The organism is Halomonas denitrificans, from assembly GCF_003056305.1.
GTDB lineage: Bacteria > Pseudomonadota > Gammaproteobacteria > Pseudomonadales > Halomonadaceae > Halomonas > Halomonas denitrificans.
Genome location: NZ_PYVX01000003.1, coordinates 63,869 through 80,082 on the forward strand (window position 1 = coordinate 63,869; position 16,214 = coordinate 80,082).

Annotated in this window: 15 protein-coding genes; 14 read left to right on the forward strand and 1 reads right to left on the reverse strand. The window is 71.4% G+C overall.

Features of this window, described 5'->3' with window-relative positions; all coding sequences use genetic code 11:
• Positions 1-27: 27 nt before the first annotated feature.
• The 14 genes from tmpA to C9F13_RS09745 all read left to right on the forward strand — a co-directional run bounded on the left by tmpA (position 28) and on the right by C9F13_RS09745 (position 15,024).
• Complete coding sequence (tmpA, locus tag C9F13_RS09680) at positions 28-1,146, forward strand: 2-trimethylaminoethylphosphonate dioxygenase (protein ID WP_108446065.1); 1,119 nt, start codon at positions 28-30, stop codon at positions 1,144-1,146.
• Positions 1,143-1,757, forward strand: a complete 615-nt coding sequence (locus C9F13_RS09685; RefSeq protein ID WP_108446066.1) for an HD domain-containing protein — start codon at positions 1,143-1,145, stop codon at positions 1,755-1,757. The genes tmpA and C9F13_RS09685 overlap by 4 nt, the downstream gene beginning before the upstream one ends.
• Complete coding sequence (locus C9F13_RS09690) at positions 1,754-3,355, forward strand: 5-guanidino-2-oxopentanoate decarboxylase (protein WP_108446067.1); 1,602 nt, start codon at positions 1,754-1,756, stop codon at positions 3,353-3,355. Before C9F13_RS09685 ends, C9F13_RS09690 begins: the two co-directional genes overlap by 4 nt.
• A 71-nt stretch (positions 3,356-3,426) precedes the next feature.
• Positions 3,427-4,383 carry a glycine betaine ABC transporter substrate-binding protein gene (locus C9F13_RS09695; RefSeq protein ID WP_108446068.1) on the forward strand — a complete coding sequence of 319 codons (957 nt, stop codon included), beginning with the start codon at positions 3,427-3,429 and terminating at the stop codon, positions 4,381-4,383.
• Entirely contained in the window at positions 4,380-5,150 is a 771-nt protein-coding gene (locus C9F13_RS09700; protein WP_108446069.1) for a class II aldolase/adducin family protein, read from the forward strand. Before C9F13_RS09695 ends, C9F13_RS09700 begins: the two co-directional genes overlap by 4 nt.
• A 7-nt stretch (positions 5,151-5,157) precedes the next feature.
• Positions 5,158-6,384 (forward strand): pyridoxal phosphate-dependent aminotransferase, encoded by a 1,227-nt coding sequence (locus C9F13_RS09705; RefSeq protein ID WP_108446070.1) that lies wholly within the window; start codon positions 5,158-5,160, stop codon positions 6,382-6,384.
• On the forward strand, positions 6,381-7,175 hold the full coding sequence (locus tag C9F13_RS09710; protein WP_108446071.1) for an ATP-binding cassette domain-containing protein: 795 nt from the start codon (positions 6,381-6,383) through the stop codon (positions 7,173-7,175). The genes C9F13_RS09705 and C9F13_RS09710 overlap by 4 nt, the downstream gene beginning before the upstream one ends.
• A gap of 33 nt (positions 7,176-7,208) precedes the next feature.
• Positions 7,209-7,985 (forward strand): transporter substrate-binding domain-containing protein, encoded by a 777-nt coding sequence (locus tag C9F13_RS09715; RefSeq protein ID WP_108446072.1) that lies wholly within the window; start codon positions 7,209-7,211, stop codon positions 7,983-7,985.
• Positions 7,986-8,062: 77 nt separating this feature from the next.
• Entirely contained in the window at positions 8,063-8,770 is a 708-nt protein-coding gene (locus C9F13_RS09720) for an ABC transporter permease (protein ID WP_108446073.1), read from the forward strand.
• Between the two features lies 1 nt (position 8,771).
• Positions 8,772-9,497: an ABC transporter permease gene (locus C9F13_RS09725; protein WP_108446074.1), complete on the forward strand. Its 726-nt coding sequence runs from the start codon at positions 8,772-8,774 to the stop codon at positions 9,495-9,497.
• 15 nt (positions 9,498-9,512) lie between these two features.
• Positions 9,513-10,958, forward strand: a complete 1,446-nt coding sequence (locus tag C9F13_RS09730) for an aldehyde dehydrogenase family protein (RefSeq protein ID WP_108446075.1) — start codon at positions 9,513-9,515, stop codon at positions 10,956-10,958.
• A 260-nt stretch (positions 10,959-11,218) separates the two neighbouring features.
• Positions 11,219-12,418 carry a saccharopine dehydrogenase family protein gene (locus tag C9F13_RS09735; RefSeq protein WP_108446076.1) on the forward strand — a complete coding sequence of 400 codons (1,200 nt, stop codon included), beginning with the start codon at positions 11,219-11,221 and terminating at the stop codon, positions 12,416-12,418.
• A gap of 6 nt (positions 12,419-12,424) precedes the next feature.
• Positions 12,425-13,579 carry a carboxynorspermidine decarboxylase gene (nspC, locus tag C9F13_RS09740; RefSeq protein WP_108446077.1) on the forward strand — a complete coding sequence of 385 codons (1,155 nt, stop codon included), beginning with the start codon at positions 12,425-12,427 and terminating at the stop codon, positions 13,577-13,579.
• Between the two features lie 149 nt (positions 13,580-13,728).
• Positions 13,729-15,024, forward strand: a complete 1,296-nt coding sequence (locus tag C9F13_RS09745) for an aspartate kinase (protein WP_108446078.1) — start codon at positions 13,729-13,731, stop codon at positions 15,022-15,024.
• Positions 15,025-15,030: 6 nt separating this feature from the next.
• On the opposite strand, the gene gap is transcribed toward C9F13_RS09745, so the two are convergent.
• Positions 15,031-16,044 carry a type I glyceraldehyde-3-phosphate dehydrogenase gene (gene gap, locus C9F13_RS09750; protein ID WP_108446079.1) on the reverse strand — a complete coding sequence of 338 codons (1,014 nt, stop codon included), beginning with the start codon at positions 16,042-16,044 and terminating at the stop codon, positions 15,031-15,033.
• Between the last annotated feature and the right edge of the window lie 170 nt (positions 16,045-16,214).

A 16,214-nucleotide genomic window follows, 5' to 3' on the forward strand; every position in this document is an offset into this window, starting at 1 on the left:
CGAAGCACAGTCCGTGGAGACGCCGCCATGACACACGTCACATCCCTGGCCAATAACCGACGCCTGGTCATCGACCACCACGGCCGGACCCGCGAATTCGCCGCCCTCTGGCTGCGTGAGCGCAGCCCCGATGCCGAGACCCTGGACCCGCGCACCGGCCAGCGCCTGATCGAGGCCGCCGAGCTGCCGCTGGACCTCGCCGTGGAGTCGGCCGAGGCCCGCGACGGCGAGCTGCACCTGCGCTTCAGCGACGGCCACCAAAGTGTCTTCGCCCTCGACGCGCTGCTGAACGACGCGCCGAGCGACCCGCCCCAGCGGCTCTGGGACGCCGCCAGCGCGCCGCACCCCGAGGCCGACTTCGCCGCCGCGGTGGAAGACGACGACGCCCTGCTGGCGATGCTCGAGGCGCTGCACCGCGACGGCTTCGTGCTGGTCTCCGGCGTGCCCACCGAGGAGCACGGCATGCAGCCGCTGGTCGATCGCATCGGTCCGCTGCGGCGCACCAACTGGGGCGGCATCGCCGACGTCAAGTCGGTGGCCGACGCCTACGACCTGACCATGACCCAGCGCGGCCTGGAGCCCCACACGGACAACCCCTATCGGGACCCCATCCCCGGCTACATCTGGCTGCACTGCCTGACCAACGCCGCCGACGGCGGCGACAGCACCCTGGCCGACGGCTTCATGGCCGCCCGCCTGCTGCGCGAGCGCGACCCGGCGGCCTACGACTGCCTGACCCGGGTCACCCCGGGGTTCCGCTACCGCGACGACACCACCCACCTCGAGGGCGAGGGCCCGCTGATCGAGCTCGACAGCCAGGGCGACCCGGTGCGGGTGCGCTACTCCAACCGCACCGAGCGCGTGCCGGCCCTGCCCACCGAGCAACTGGAGGCCTACTACGCCGCGCGCACGGCCTTCTATCGGCTGATCACCGGCGAGGAGCTGACCCTGCACCTCAAGCTCGACCCGGGCCAGATGCTGATCATGGACAACTACCGCCTGCTGCACGGCCGCAGCGCCTTCCAGCTGGCCGGCGGGGTGCGCCACCTGCGCCAGGGCTACGTCGACCGCGACAGCACCGCCAGCCGCCGCCGCGTGCTGCGCCGCCAGGCCACCCCCGCCCCGACCGCAGGAGAGCCCGCATGAACCAGGCCACCTTCCGCCACTTCGGTGAGGCCCGCCGCGACGACTGGGCGCTGATCGACGCCCGCTTCCGCGACTACCTCGCCGACGCCCCGCGCCGGGTGCTGGAGCACCTGCATAACCTGGCCGGCGACACCCACGGCTACCCGGTGGATCGCTACCAGCACAGCCTGCAGACCGCGACCCGGGCGCTGCGCGACGGCGCCGACGAGGAGATGGTGGTCTGCGCGCTGCTCCACGACATCGGCGACGACCTGGCCCCGGCCAACCACGCCGAGATCGCCGCGGCGATCCTCGAGCCCTTCGTCGACCCGCTCAACGCCTGGATGATCCGCCACCACGAGCTCTTCCAGGGCTACCACTACCGCCACTTCTTCGGCCAGGATCCCCACGCCCGGGAGCAGTTCCGCGACCACCCGGCCTACGCGCGCACCGTGCGCTTCTGCGACGACTGGGACCAGGCGAGCTTCGACCCCGACTACGACACCCTGCCCCTCGAGCACTTCGTGCCCATGGTGGAGCGGGTGCTGGGACGCCCGGTGCGCGGCGGCCTGCCTGATCTTGTGGAAGAAGAGTCGGTGGAAGAGCCGGTGAACGGGGAGGCGACCCCATGAGCCAGACCTGTGCCCGCCAGCTGCTGCGCCTGCTGGAAGCCTACGGCGTCGACACCGCCTTCGGCATCCCCGGGGTGCACACCATCGAGCTCTACCGCGAACTCAGCGACAGCCGCATCCGCCACGTGACGCCGCGCCACGAGCAGGGCGCCGGCTTCATGGCCGACGGCTATGCCCGCGCCAGCGGCCGCCCGGCGGCCTGCTTCATCATCTCCGGCCCCGGCATGACCAACATCGCCACCGCCATGGGCCAGGCGCTGGCCGACTCGGTGCCGATGCTGGTGATCTCCAGCGTCAACCGCCGCCCGACCCTGGGCCGCGGCCAGGGGCGCCTGCACGAGCTGCCGAGCCAGCAGCAGACCCTGGCCGGCGTCAGCGTCTTCAGCCACACCCTGCACGACCCCGAGGCGCTGCCGGAGCTGCTGGCCCGGGCCTTCGCGATCTTCCGCGGCGCGCGGCCGGGACCGGTGCACATCGAGATTCCTATCGACCTGTTCGACACCGAGGTGCCTGCGCTCGCGCCGCGCCCCGTGGAGGTCTTCCCCCCGGCGCCGGCCCCCGCGGCCATCGCCCGGGCCGCCGACTGGCTGGCCGGCGCCGAGCGTCCGCTGCTGCTGCTCGGCGGCGGCTGCGCCAGCGCCCCCGAGGCCGCCCGCGCCCTCGCCGAGCGCCTCGACGCCCCGACCCTGACCACCATCAACGCCAAGGGCGTGCTGGGCCTGGATCACCCGCTGGACCTGGGCGCCACCGCCAGCCTGCCCGCCGCGCGCCGGCTGGCCGCCGAGGCCGACGTGGTGCTCGCCATCGGCACCGAGCTCGGCGAGACCGACTACGACCTGGTCTTCGACGAGGGCTTCCGGCTCGACGGCCGGCTGATCCGCGTCGACATCGACCCCCAGCAGCTGGGCCGCAACCAGGCGACCGACCTGGCGCTGGTCGCCGACGCCGGCGAGACCCTCGCGGCGCTGGCGGCGCGTCTGCCCGAGCCCGACGAGCGCGACGGCCGGGCCCGCACCGCCGCCGTGCGCCGTGAGCTCGCCCTCGCCGAAGACCCGGAGCTCGCCCCCTACGTGCCGCTCTTCGCCACCCTGCGCGAGGCGCTGCCCGACGCCGTGGTGGTCGGCGACTCCACCGGCCCGGTCTACGCCGGCAACTTCCTGGCCGCCATGCCGGCCCCGCGACGCTGGTTCAACGCCGCCACCGGCTACGGCACCCTCGGCTACGGGCTGCCCGCCGCCCTGGGCGCCGCCCTGGCCGAGCCGGAGCGGCCGGTGGTCGCACTGGTCGGCGACGGCGGGCTGCAGTTCGTGCTCGGCGAGCTCGGCACGGCTCGCGACCTCGGCCGCCCGCTGGCGATCGTGATCTGGAACAACGACGGCTACGACGAGATCCGCCGCTACATGTCGGCAAGCGACGTGGCGCACGTCGGCGTCGACCTGGCCGCGCCGGCCTTCCGGGACCTGGCCTCGGCCTACGCCTGCCGCTACGCCACCGTGGGCGATCCGGCGAGCCTGCACGAGGCCCTGGGGCGACTCGACGGCGCCGACTCGCCGCTGATCATCGAGATCGATGCCGCCGCCTGGGCCGCCTCGGCATGACGCCGCCCACGGCCCGGCACTGAACTTCCGGCCGGCACGACCGGCCCCCGACGATAAGGAGACGTCTGCACATGTGCACCAAGACGCGAAGCCCCCTGACCCTCATCCACGGCCTTGGCCTCGTCGCCGGCCTGGCCCTCTCCGCGCCCGCCCTCGCCACCGATCGCGACGATCAGCTGCGCCTGGTCGTGCCGCCCTGGCCGGGCGTGACCGTGAAGAGCGAGATCCTCGCCCAGCTGATCACGCCGCTGGGCTACCGCGCCGAGGCCCTGGAGCTCAGCTCCACGGTGGGCTACAGCACCCTGCAGAGCGGCGACAGCGACGCCTTCCTGGCCGGCTGGCTGCCCGCCCAGCAGGAGAGCTACGACGCCGCCATGGCGGCCGACGCCATCGTCGACCTGGGCAACAACGTCACCGGCGCCCGCATGGGCTTCGCGGTGCCCGGCTACGTGGCCGAGGCCGGGATCACCGACGCCGCACAGCTCGCCGACCCCGAGGTGGCCGAGCACTTCGACCGCACCATCTACAGCATCGAGAGCGGCTCCACCGTCACCGACATGATCGAGGGCGCCATCGAGAACGATACCCACGGGCTCGACGGGTGGGAGCTCAAGGCCTCGTCCACGCCCGGCATGCTCTCCGAGGTGCGCGCCGCCGTGGCCGAGGAGCAGTGGATCCTCTTCTACGGCTGGACCCCGCACTGGATGGTGCCGGAGTACGACGTGCACATCCTCGATGACGCGGCCAACGTCTTCGGCGCCGACAGCGGCCGCAGCGACGTCAAGACCATCGTCGCCAGGGAGTACGCCGAGGCCAACCCCAACCTGGCGCGCCTGCTCGACCAGTTCACGCTCTCCGCCGCCGAGCAGAGCGAGTTCATCCGCGCCTACAGCCTGGAGGAGCGCGACGTCGAGGACGTGGCCCGCGAGTGGCTGACCGCCCACCCCGAGCGGGTCGCCGCCTTCCTCGAGGGCGTGAAGACCCGCGACGGCGACGACGCCCTGGCCGCCGTGGAGGCCCGCCTGTGAGCGTGCCCCGCGAGACCGAGGCCAGCGTGCGGCACGACCTGGCCGCCGCCTATCGGCTGATCGCCCTGGACGGCATGGACGACGGCATCTCGACCCACATCTCGGCGCGGCTGCCCGGCGAGGGCCGGCAAGAAGAGGAGGACCGCTTCCTGCTCAACCCCTTCGGCCTGCGCTTCGAGGAGATCCGCGCCGAGGACCTGGTCACGGTGGCCGCCGACGGCACGGTGCTCGACGACCCCACCGGGCTCGGCATCAACCCGGCCGGCTTCACCATCCACAGCGCCATCCACGCCGCCCGCCCCGAGGTGGCCTGCGTGCTGCACACCCACACCGTGGCCGGGGTCGCCGTCTCCTGCCTCGCGGAGGGGCTTCTGCCGCTCAACCAGTGGGCGATGCAGTTCCACGACCGCCTGGCCTACCACGACTACGAGGGCATCGCCCTGGACCTCGACGAGCGCCGGCGGCTGACCGCCGACCTCGGCTCGCACATGGCCATGGTGCTGCGCCAGCATGGCCTTTTGACCTGCGGGCGCAGCGTCGGCGAGGCCTTCCTGCGCATGCGCGACCTGGAGCGCAGCTGCCAGGCCCAGCTCGCCGCCCAGGCCACCGGCCAGACGCTGCTCGCCGCCTCGCCCGCGATGGCCGAGCACGTGGCCCGCCAGTACGAGGCCTGGGCCGAGAGTCCGGCGGGCACCGCGCTGGCCTGGCAGGCCGAGCGGCGCCGCCTGTCGCCCCCCTCCCACTCCCCCGACACCGACCGAGGCTGAGCTTTCGATGCGCTATTCCCAACTGACCAACCGGATCGCCGGCGAGGGTGCCGCGGCCTGGGACATCCACTACCGCGCCCTGGCCCGCCAGGCCGCCGGCGAGGCGATCACCGTGCTCTCGGTGGGCGACCCCGACTTCACCACCCCGGCGCCGATCATCGAGAGCGCCGTCGAGAGCCTGCGCGGTGGCGCCACCCACTACGCCGACGTGCAGGGCAAGCTCGCGCTGCGCCAGGCCATCGCCGACGGCTATCGCGACCAGGGCCTCGAGGTGGGGCCGGAGCACGTCATCGTCATGGCCGGCGCCCAGTGCGGCCTCTACGCCGCCGCCCAGTGCCTGCTCGATCCCGGCGACGAGGTGCTGGTGCCCGAGCCGAGCTACGTCACCTACGAGGCGGTGTTGCGCGCCACCGGCGCCGAGCTGGTACAGGTCCCGCTGCGCGGCGAGGCGGACTTCCGCCTCGACCCGGCGGCCCTCGAGGCGGCCATCACCCCGCGCACCCGGGCGCTGCTGCTCAACAGCCCCCACAACCCCACCGGCCAGCTGATCGATGCCGAGACCTGGGAGGCCGTCGCCGAACTCTGCCGCCGCCACGACCTCTGGCTGATCTCCGACGAGGTCTACGCCGAGCTGATCTACGAGGGCGAGCACGTCTGCCCCGCCACCCTGCCGGGCATGGCCGAGCGCAGCGTGATCATCAACAGCCTCTCCAAGTCCCACGCCATGACCGGCTGGCGGCTGGGCTGGGTGGTCGGCCCGGCGCCGCTGATCGGCCACCTCTCTCACCTGGCGCTGTGCATGCTCTACGGCTGCCCAGACTTCGTCCAGGACGCGGCCTGCACCGCACTGACCGCGCCGCCGGCCGAGCTCAAGGAGATGCGCGAGGCGTATCGCGCGCGCCGCGACGCCGTCTGCGAGGCGCTGGCCGAGAGCCCCGCCGTCAGCGCGATCCGCCCGCCGGCGGGGATGTTCCTGATGGTCGACATCCGCGCCACCGGCCTCTCCTCCCAGGCCTTCGCCGACCGCCTGCTCGACGAGGAGGGCGTCTCGGTGCTCTCCGGCGAGGCCTTCGGCCCCTCGGCGGCCGGCTTCGTGCGCCTCAGCCTGACCGTCGACGCCGCGCGGCTCGCCGCCGCCAGCCGCCGCCTGGCCGCCTGCGCCGAACGCGCCCGGTCCGAAGCCGATCGCGCATCCCTGTCACCGACCCCGGCCCCGGAGGCCGATTGCCTATGACGACATCGTTCGAACCCTCTCCCTGCTCCCCGGCCGCCGCCCCCGCGGTGGCGGCCCACCACCTGATCAAGCACTTCGGCGACCTGGAGGTGCTCAAGGGCGTCTCCCTCGAGGTCGAGGAAGGCACCGTCACCTCCATCATCGGCTCCAGCGGCTCCGGCAAGAGCACCCTGCTGCGCTGCATGAACCTGCTGGAACGGCCCGACCGGGGCGAACTGGCGATTGCGGATGAGGCGATCCGCTTCACCCGCAATCCCCAGGGCGGCATCGTCGGCCTGGACCGGCGCCAGCTGCAGCGGCTGCGCGCCAAGGTGACCATGGTCTTCCAGCAGTTCAACCTCTGGCCCCACCTGAGCGTGCTGGGCAACGTCATCGAGGCCCCGATGCGGGTCAAGGGGCTCTCCCGGCGCCGCGCCACCGCCATCGGCGAGCACTACCTCGAGCGGGTCGGCATGGCCGACCGCCGCGACGCCTACCCCGCCTTCCTCTCCGGCGGCCAGCAGCAGCGGGTGGCCATCGCCCGCGCCCTGGCCATGGAGCCCCGCCTGCTGCTCTTCGACGAGCCCACCTCGGCGCTGGACCCGGAGCGGGTCAACGAGGTGCTCGGGGTGATCCGCGACCTCGCCGACGAGGGCCGCACCATGCTGCTGGTCACCCACGAGATGCACTTCGCCCGCGAGGTCTCCGACCAGCTGGTCTACCTCGACCAGGGGCGCATCGCCGCCTCGGGGAGCCCGGAGGACGTCTTCGATGATCCCCGCTGCCGTCGCTTCGTCGCGCCGGCGGCCTGAACGCTCCACACACCACAACGACAGGAGAAGATCATGACATTCCCCCTGAAGCGCACCTTTGCTGCCGCCGCCCTGCTGGGCCTCGCCGCCACCGCCCAGGCCAACGAGCCCCTCAAGGTGGGCATCTCCGGCGAGCCCTACCCGCCCTTCACCTTCAAGGCCGCCAGCGGTGACTGGACCGGCTTCGAGGTGGACCTCGCCCTCGCCCTCTGCGACGCCATGGGCCGCGAGTGCGAGATCACGCCCACCGGCTGGAGCGGCATCATCGCCTCGCTCAACGCCGAGCGCATCGACATGATCATGAACTCCATGTCGATCACCGCGAAGCGCCAGCGTGTCATCGACTTCACCCGCCCCTACTACTTCACGCCCGGCGCCTACGTGGCCGCCGACGACCGCGAGATGAGCGGCCCCGAGGACCTCGACGGCCTGGTGCTGGGCGTCCAGGCCGCCACCACCAACGCCACCTACGCCCGCCGCGCGCTGCGCGACAGCGGCGTGGACATTCGCATCTACAACCAGGCCGAACAGGTCAACAACGACCTGCTCTCCGGGCGCCTGGACGCGATCCTCGCCGACGAGATCGCCATGGTGCAGTTCCTCGAGCGCGACGAGGCCGAGGGCTTCGAGATCAAGGCCACCGCGCCGCGACACGAGGCCTACGGCGAGGGGGTCGGCATCGGCCTGCGCCAGGCGGACGACGCGCTCGAGGCCGACCTCAATGCGGCCATCGCCGCGGTGATCGAGGACGGCACCTGCGCCAGCCTCTCCGAGGAGTACCTGGGCACCGACGTCTGCGTCTACGACTGAGCCGCGAGCGCCAGTCGCTGCCCCGACGCCGGCCGGCGTCGGGGCGTCTCGTCACGTGACCAAGGACACCATCGACCATGACTGCCATGACACCGGAGGGGCTCGGCGACTGGGCCGGCCCCATCCTGGCCGGGGCCCTGACCACGGTGGAGATCGCCGTGCTGGCCTACGCCATCGGCCTGCTGCTGGGGCTGCTGGGCGCCGGCGCCAAGCTGAGCCCCTGGGCGCCGCTGCGCGCCCTGGCCGGCGCCTACTCGACGCTGATCCGCGCCGTGCCCGAGCTTCTGCTGATCATCCTGCTCTACTACGCCGGTGCCCAGGCGCTGGACGCCCTGCTGGCCAAGCTCGGCATGGCCGGCGCGGTGAAGATCACCGGCTTCGCCACCGCCGTCGGGGTGCTGGCCTTCGTCCAGGGCGCCTACATGACCGAGGTCTTCCGCGGCGCCATCCTGGCCATCCCTCGCGGCCAGCTGGAGGCCGCCGACGCCTACGGCTTCTCGCGCTGGACCCGCTTCCACCGCATCGTGCTGCCTGCCATGCTGCCCAATGCGCTGCCGGGCATGTCCAACCTGTGGCTGATCCTGATCAAGGACACCGCCCTGATCAGCGTGATCGGCTTCAACGAGCTGTTCTTCACCATCCAGCAGGCCGCCGCCAGCAGCCGCGCCTACTTCCTCTTCTACGCCGCCGCCGGCGTCATCTACCTGCTGATGACCCTCTCCTCCACGGCGCTGTTCGCCCGCCTCGAGCGCCTGGTGCGCCGCGGCCAACCCACGGAGGCCTGAGATGGACTTTTCCTGGCTGAGCGACCCCTTCTATCAGGAGTATCTGTGGGAGGGCTTCGTCAACACCCTGTGGCTGCTGGCGGTCTCGGCCGTCGGCGGCCTGATCCTCGCCGTGGGCGTGGCCCTGGCCCGCCTGCGCGGCCCCCGGCCGCTGGCCTGGCTGGCCCTGGCCTTCACCACGGTGATCCGCGGCACCCCGCTGCTGGTGCAGCTGTTCTTCTTCTACTATGGCGTCGGTCGCCTGCTGGAGGGCGTGCCGGGGATCCGCGAGAGCGCCTTCTGGCCGCTGCTGCGCGACCCCTTCTTCTTCGGTGCCCTGACCTTCATCCTCAGCGTCGGCGCCTACTCCGGCGAGGTGATCCGCGGCGCCATGCAGAGCGTGCCTCGGGGCGAGCTGGAGGCTGGCCGCGCCTTCGGGCTCTCCGGCGTCCAGGTGCTGACGCGGCTCTGGCTGCCGCGGGCCATCCAGCTCTGCCTGCCGACCCTGACCGGCGAGATGATCCTGCTGCTCAAGTCGGTGCCGCTGGTCTCCACCATCGCGCTGATGGACCTGCTGCAGGCGGCCAACATCATTCGCGACGAGACCTTCCTGGTCTACGAGCCGCTGCTGCTGATCGCCGGCATCTACCTGGCCACCACCATCGTGCTGACCCTCGGGCTGCGCCTGGTGGAGCTGAACTTCCCCGGCATGCGCCCGACCCGGCGCCGCTGGCTGCCCATTCGCTGAGCACGACGAGGCCCTATGCACGCCCTGACCGAGCAATTCATCGACAACGCCTGGGTGGCGAGCCGGGCCGAGGCCCGCCGCCCGGTGCTCGATCCCTACCACGAGACGGTGATCGCCGAGGTCACCGTCGGCGACCCGGCGGACGTCGAGGCGGCCGTGGCCGCCGCCCGCCGCGCCCTGCCCGGCTGGCGCGCCACCCCGGAGCGCCGGCGCGGCGAGTATCTCGACGCCATCGCCGCGGGGCTCGAGGCGCGCCGCGAGGCGCTGGCCGCGCTCTCGAGCCGCAACAACGGCAAGCCGCTGGCCGAGGCGCATCAGGACCTCGACGACGCCATCGCCTGCTACCGCTACTACGCCGACCAGGCCCGCGCGCTGGGCGAGCGCCAGGGCCAGGCCGACGACAGCGGCCTCGATGGCCTCGCGGCCCGGCGCTACTGGGATCCCGTCGGCGTGGTGGGCCTGATCACCCCCTGGAACTTCCCGCTGGTCAGCAGCGCCTGGAAGCTTGCCCCGGCGCTGGCCGCCGGCTGCACGGTGGTCTTCAAGCCCTCTGAGGTCACCCCGCTTCCGGAACGGGCCCTGGCCGAGCTCGTGCTCGAGGCGGGCCTGCCGCCGGGGGTGGTCAACCTGCTGCACGGCGACGGCGAGGGCATCGGCGCGCCGCTGAGCCGGCATCCGGGCATCGACAAGCTCTCCTTCACCGGCAGCAACGCGGTGGGCGAGGCGGTGATGCAGGCCGCCGCCCGCGGGGTGCGGCCGGTCTCCCTGGAGCTCGGCGGCAAGTCGCCGATCCTGGTCACCGAGGACGCCGATCTCACCCAGGCGCGGGACCTGGTGATGGCCGGCATCTGCTACAACGCCGGCCAGATGTGCTCCGCCACCAGCCGCCTGCTGGTCCACGAGCGCGTCGCGGAGGCCCTGTTCGACGCCATCGACGAGGCCATGGGCGCGCTGCGCCTGGGCGATCCTCTGGCGGCCGAGACCGACATGGGCCCCCTGGCGACCGCCGTCCAGCGCGACCGGGTGCACGGCTTTCTCATCCAGGCCGAGCGGGAGGGGCTCGCAAGCGCCACCCCTGTCCTCGCGCTTCCCGAGCGCGGCTGCTTCGTGGCGCCGCGCCTCTACCGCGACGTGCCGACCGACAGCCGCCTGTGGCAGGAAGAGATCTTCGGGCCGCTGCTCTGTGCGCGGCGGGTGGCCGACGACGAGGAGGCCATCGCCCTGGCCAACGACAGCGACTTCGGGCTGGCGGCCACCGTGGTGGCCGGCGACCCGGCGCGCGCCGAGGCGATCGCCCGACGCCTGGAGGCGGGCAACGTCTGGTGCAACTGCGACCAGGTGGCGCCGCCCCACGCCAGCTGGGGCGGCATGAAGCGCAGCGGCATCGGCCGCGAGCTCGGCCCGGCCGGGCTCGACGCCTATCTGGAGCCCAAGCGCATCACCCGCCCGACGGCGGGCTGACGCCTACCGCGCCTCGCCCGGCCGCCTTTCGGAGACGGGCGAGGCGCGCTACTGCCCCCCGCTTTTCGTCGCACGGCATGCACGAAAAGCACTTGCCCCCGACTCGCTAGGACGCCATCATCGCGCACTCGCGCCTCCCTTGCGGAGCTCGGTGCGAAAGGTCGACCGGGGTGGCATCGGGTCCGGGCTCGCAGACGCAGTCCATCGACCGATAAGACCCTATCATCGTTGAACATTTCTCGATCTGGATTCGAAACCCCATGAGCAAAGTCCTGATTGTCGGCGCCGGCGGCGTCGGTGGCGTCGTTACCCACAAGTGCGCCCAGCATCCCGAAGTCTTCTCCGAGATCTGCCTGGCCAGCCGCAACCAAGACAAGTGCCGCGCCATCGCGGCGCAGCTGGATCGCCCCATCCAGACGGCCCAGGTGGATGCCGATGACGTCGAGGCGCTGGTCGCGCTGATCGAGTCGTTCCAGCCCGACGTGCTGATCCATGTGGCCCTGCCCTACCAGGACCTGACCATCATGGAGGCCTGCCTGCGCACCGGCGTGCCCTACCTGGACACCGCCAACTACGAGCATCCCGACGAGGCGAAGTTCGAGTACAAGGAGCAGTGGGCCTTCCAGGATCGCTACGCCGAGGCCGGCAACATGGCCACCCTGGGCTGCGGCTTCGACCCGGGCATGACCAACATCTACTGCGCCTACGCGCAGAAGAACCTGTTCGACGAGATCCACCACATCGACATCCTGGACGCCAACGGCGGCGACCACGGCTATCCGTTCGCCACCAACTTCAATCCCGAGATCAACATCCGCGAGATCACCGCGAAGGGACGCTATTGGGAAGAGGGCGAGTGGAAGGAGACCGACCCGCTGGCGGTGAAGCGCACCTTCGACTTCGACGGCATCGGCGAGAAGGATCTCTACCTGCTCTATCACGAGGAGATGGAATCCCTCTGCCAGAACATCAAGGGCCTGAAGCGCATCCGCTTCTGGATGACCTTCTCCGACAAGTACATCACCCACCTCAAGGTGCTCGAGAACGTCGGCATGACCAGCATCGAGCCGATCAAGGTGGGCAATGCCGAGATCGCCCCGCTGGAGTTCCTCAAGGCGGTGCTGCCGGACCCGGCTTCGCTGGGCCCGCGCACCAAGGGCAAGACCAACATCGGCATCATCGCCGACGGCATCAAGGACGGTAAGCGGCGCAAGGTGCACATCTACAACATCTGCGACCACGAGGCCTGCTACCGCGAGGTGCAGTCCCAGGCGATCTCCTACACCACCGGCGTGCCGGCGGTGACCGGCGCCATGCTGATGCTGGAAGGCATCTGGAAGGGGGCGGGCGTGTTCAACGTCGAGCAGCTCGATCCGGACCCCTTCATGGACCGCATCGGCGACATGGGCCTGCCGTGGCAGGTGGTCGAGCTCGACCCCGACCACGACCCGCTGGCCTGATCGACGATGGTGGATACGCCCAACTTCGACGTCGCGGCCTGCCCCTCGCCGGCCTACGTGGTGGACGACACCCTGCTGCGCCGAAACCTGGAGCTGCTCGAGCGGGTCCAGCAGGAGAGCGGGGCGCGCATCCTGCTGGCGCTCAAGGGTTTCGCCCTGTGGGACGCCTTCCCGCTGGTCAGCCGCTACCTGGTGGGCACCACGGCCAGCGGCCAGGATGAGGCGCGCCTCGGCGCGGAGACCTTCGGCGGTGAGGTGCACGCCTACTCGCCGGCCTTCAGCGAGGCGGAGATGGCGGTGGTGCTGCAGTACGCGGACCACCTCAGCTTCAACTCGCCGGCCCAGTGGCAGCGCCACCGCGCGGCCGTGGCCGAGGCGCCGCGCGAGGTCTCCTGCGGGCTGCGGGTGAACCCGGAGTACTCCGAGGGCAAGGTCGCGCTCTACGATCCCTGCGCGCCCGGCTCGCGGCTCGGCACCCGGGCGGCGGAGCTCGAGGGCGTGGATCTCGCCGGCCTCGACGGCCTGCACTTCCACACCCTCTGCGAGCAGGACAGCGACGCCCTGGAGCGCACCCTGGCGGCCTTCGAGGAGAAGTTCGGCCGCTATCTCCGCGGCCTCGCGTGGGTCAACTTCGGCGGCGGCCACCACATCACCCGCCCCGACTACGACGTCGAACGGCTGGTGCGGGTGATCCGCGACTTCAAGGCGCGCCACCCGCACCTCGAGGTCTACCTGGAGCCGGGCGAGGCGATCGCCCTCAACACCGGCTACCTGGTCTGCACGGTGCTCGACATCGTCGAGAACGACGGCGCCATCGCCATCCTCGACACCTCGGCCACCGCGCACATGCCCGACGTGCTGGAGATGCCCTACCGGCCCGAGATCCTCGGCGCCGGCGAGCCCGGCGAGAAGGCCCACACCTATCGCCTGGGCGGGCTGACCTGCCTGGCCGGCGACGTGGTGGGGGAGTACAGCTTCGATGCGCCGCTCGCGATCGGCGACCGGCTGGTGTTCACCGACATGGCCCACTACACCATGGTCAAGACCACCACCTTCAACGGCATGCGCCTGCCGTCGATCTGCCGTATCGACGAGGCGAGCCGCGAGGTGCGCACGGTGAAGACCTTCGGCTACGAGGACTACCGGCAGCGGCTGAGCTGACGCCGCCACGGACCTCGACGCCGACGCGACGGGCCCCCTCGGGGGCCCGTCGTCGTTTCCTCCCCCCAAGGCGTTCCGCCCCTTTTCTCCCCCGCGACTTTCCCGCATGGTGGCGTCAGAGACGTCATGCCAGCGCGAAAGGAGCCACCATGACCCAGGTCTTCAAGTTCGGCGGCGCCTCGGTCCGGGACGCCGAGGCCATCCGCCACCTGGGCGAGCTGCTCGCCCAGTTCCCCGGGCGCCCGCTGATCGTGGTGGTCTCGGCCATGGGCAAGACCACCAACGCCCTGGAGGCGCTGCTCGCCGCGGCCCGGGGCGATGAGCCGGCCGAGTACCGCGAGCGCCTCGAGGCCCTGCGCCGCGACCACCTCGCCACCGTCGAGGCGCTCTTTGGGGCCTCGGCGGAGCCGGTGACCCGGAGGGTCGAGGCGCTGATCACCGAGCTCGACCGGCGCCACCGGGCCCATGCCGGCCGCGAGCGCCCCTTCCACTACGACCAGACGGTCTGCTTCGGCGAGCTGCTCTCCACCACTATCGTCGCCGCCTGGCTCGAGGAGAGCGGCCGCGCCAGCGAGTGGCGCGATGCCCGGGAGCTGATCGCCACCGACGCCGAATATCAGGCGGCGAACGTGGACTGGTCCGCCACCGCCGAGCGGGTGCGCGGCCTGGACCTCGACGACGGCCGGATCCGCGTCACCCAGGGCTTCATCGGCGCCACCCCCGAGGGCGATTCGACGACCCTGGGTCGCGAGGGCTCGGACTACTCCGCGGCGATCCTCGCCCACTGCCTGGGCGCCGAGGGAGTCACGATCTGGAAGGACGTGCCGGGGCTCTTCAACGCCGACCCGCGCCGCGTCGACAACGCGGTGCAGCTCAAAACGATCTCCTACCACGAGGCGATCGCGCTGGCCTGGCACGGCGCCACGGTGATCCACCCCAAGACCCTGGCTCCCTTGCAGCAGCGGGCGATCCCGCTGACCGTGCGCTCCTTCCAGGATCTCGAGGCGCCGGGCAGCACCATCGGCGAGGAAGCACGCCATGATGGCGAGGTGCCCGCCCTCATGCTCTGCGAGGCGCAGACGCTGCTGGAGATCCGCCCACGAGACTTCGCCTTCATGGACGAGGCCCGCCAGCACGACATCCTCGGCCGGCTGGTGGCGGCCGGGCTGCATGCCGGTCTGATCGATGCCGGGGCCACGCGCCTCTCGCTCTGCCTCGATAGCCATCCCGCCCGCCTGGAACCCTTCGTCCAGTCGCTGAGTATCGACTATGCGGTGGCGCGCCGGGACGACCTGACCCTGGTCAACGTGCGCCACGGCGACGACGCCCTGCTGCGCGCCCTCGGCGAGGGGCGCGACTGCCTGGCCGAGCGGCGCAACGCCGATACCGCCCAGCGGCTCTTCCCCAGCGCCCAGTGCCCGGCGACCTGGCACCTGCCCGACTGAGGCGGCTCAGGCGGCGTCGCGTGCCGCCGCCTGCATGGCCAGGGCGGTGTCCAGCATGCGGTTGGAGAAGCCCCACTCGTTGTCGTACCAGGCCATCACCTTGACCAGCCGGCCTCTGACCCGGGTGTGGTTGGCGTCGAAGGTCGAGGAGTGGGCGTCATGGTTGAAATCGATGGAGACCAGCGGCTGGGCGTTGACCGCCAGCACCGGCGAGGCCTCGGCGGCCCGGGCGACGACGGCGTTGATCTCCTCCCGGCTGGTGTCGCGGCTGGGGGTGAAGGTCAGGTCCACCAGCGAGACGTTGATCACCGGCACCCGTACCGCCAGGCCATCGAACCGGCCCTTGAGCGCCGGCAGCACCAGCCCCACCGCCGCCGCAGCCCCGGTCTTGGTCGGAATCATCGACTGGGTCGCGCTGCGCGCCCGGTAGGGGTCCGAGTGGTAGACGTCGGAGAGGTGCTGGTCGTTGGTGTAGGCGTGCACCGTGGTCATCAGGCCGCTCTCGATGCCCACCGCCTCATGGAGCGCCTGGGCGAGGGGCGCCAGGCAGTTGGTGGTGCAGGAGGCATTGGAGACGACCCGGTGCTCGGCGGTGAGCACGTGCTCATTGACGCCATAGACCACGGTGGCGTCGGCATCCGGGCTCGGCGCCGAGATCAGCACGCGTCGCGCGCCGGCGTCGAGGTGCTGGGCGGCGGCCTCGCGATGGGTAAAGAGCCCCGTGCACTCCATCACCAGATCGACCCCCAGGGCCTTCCACGGCAGGGCCGCGGGGTCCCGCTCGGCGAGGATGGCGAGGCGATCGCCGTCCACGCTCAGGCTCTCCTCGTCGTGCTCGACGGCGAAGGCGAAGCGGCCATGCACGCTGTCGTGGCGCAGCAGGTGCGCGTTCAGGGCCGGATCGCCAAGGTCGTTGATGGCGACCACCTGCACCCGGTCGCGATAGCCGTTCTCGTACAGCGCCCGAAGCACGTTGCGGCCGATGCGGCCGAAGCCGTTGATGGCGATCTTGAGCGTCATGGCAGGAGTCTCCTCGGTTCGGTGCGTTCGCGGGTCTCGCCCCTGTGGGGTTAGAGCGCCCCGGGGCGTGAAGGTTGTCGCCGACGGGGCCGACGGCCCTGCCCCGGCGGGTCCTGCCCTACAATGTGGACCAGACGCCCCGAGGCCTCAAGGAATTTTAAGTAATTTTA